General features: G+C 69.6%; 2 pseudogenes. Both read left to right on the forward strand.

Annotated elements, in window-relative coordinates:
* Positions 1 to 104, forward strand: a pseudogene (locus SB771_RS36900) (thioredoxin); the annotation flags it as partial.
* A gap of 10 nt (positions 105 to 114) precedes the next feature.
* Positions 115 to 237 (forward strand): annotated as a pseudogene (locus tag SB771_RS36905) (YjbQ family protein); the annotation flags it as partial.

Consider the following 237-nt stretch of genomic DNA (forward strand, 5'->3'; position numbering starts at 1 on the left):
GGCCGACGCTGGTGTTCCTGCGCGACGGCGTCGAAGTCGCGCGTGTCGTGCGTCCGGCCGACGCCACGCAGATCGAAGCCGACGGCTTCGCCGCACTCGCCTGAGGCCGTCGACATGCAACAGACCATCACGCACATCGCCGTCGAAGCGCGCGGCCGCGGCCTCGTCGAATTCACGCCGCAGGTGCGTGCGTTCGTCGACCAGCAAGCGATCCGCACCGGCCTGCTCACCGTGTTC

This window comes from Burkholderia sp. SIMBA_051 (assembly GCF_046534915.1).
Classification (GTDB): domain Bacteria; phylum Pseudomonadota; class Gammaproteobacteria; order Burkholderiales; family Burkholderiaceae; genus Burkholderia; species Burkholderia ambifaria.